This window comes from Sphaerisporangium melleum (genome assembly GCF_014646695.1).
GTDB lineage: Bacteria > Actinomycetota > Actinomycetes > Streptosporangiales > Streptosporangiaceae > Sphaerisporangium > Sphaerisporangium melleum.
In genome coordinates, this window is sequence record NZ_BMNT01000130.1 from 1 (window position 1) to 519 (window position 519).

General features: G+C 70.7%; 1 pseudogene. It reads right to left on the reverse strand.

The annotated features are described in order from the left end of the window. Nucleotides 1-183: 183 nt before the first annotated feature. Nucleotides 184-519: pseudogene (locus tag IEY93_RS39195) on the reverse strand (gfo/Idh/MocA family oxidoreductase); the annotation flags it as partial.

The following is a 519-nucleotide window of genomic DNA, read 5'->3' on the forward strand; positions in this document are numbered from 1 at the left end:
CAGGCCGTCGTAGCCCCACTCGCCCGCGAGCCGGCACACCTCCTCGAACGGCAGGTCGGCCCACTGGCCGGTGAACAAGGTGATCGGTCGGGTCATGTCCGCTCTCCTCATCGATTCTGGCGGGCCCACCGCCGGCACGCGGTGGGCCGTCAGGACATGGTGGTCAGGGTCAGGTGGACGGGGTCAGGAAACGGGTGTCCAGCGGCTGTCGTTGGCGGCGCTCTCCTCCACCGCGGCGAGCACCCGCTGCACCCGGAGCCCGTCGGCGAACGACGGGGCGGGGTCGGTGCCCGCGCCGATCGCCTCGACGAAGTCCTTCACCTCGTGGGTGAAGGTGTGCTCGTAGCCGAGGCCGTGCCCGGGCGGCCACCAGGCGCCGGCGTACGGGTGGCCGGACTCGGTGACGAGGATGCGCCGGAACCCGGAGTCCTCGGCGGGCAGCGTGTGGTCGTGGAACCACAGCTCGTTCATCGCCTCGAAGTCGAAGGACAGGCTGCCCAGCGACCCGTTGATCTCGAT